The sequence below is a fragment of the Curtobacterium sp. MCBA15_016 genome (genome assembly GCF_001865105.1).
In the GTDB taxonomy this organism is placed as follows: Bacteria; Actinomycetota; Actinomycetes; order Actinomycetales; family Microbacteriaceae; genus Curtobacterium.
The window spans coordinates 2,244-2,467 of the sequence record NZ_MJGR01000005.1 but is presented as its reverse complement, the minus strand read 5'-3'; positions in this window follow the sequence as shown (position 1 = coordinate 2,467).

The window sequence follows — 224 nt, the reverse complement described above, 5'->3', positions numbered from 1 at the left end:
GCGCCTCCCGTCCGGCACTGGTCGCGACCACCGCCCGGCGCGCGTGTGCGCTGTCAGCGCCCACCGCGTTGACTGGGGTGTCGGTCGATCGAGGAGTGCGTGTGCTGGGACCTGAACTGGTGGTCGTGCTCGGCCTCGCCATCGCCCTGACGGCGGGCATCGCCGACCGCATCCGGGTCGCCCCGCCGGTGCTGCTGCTCGTCTTCGGCGCGCTGCTCGCCCTC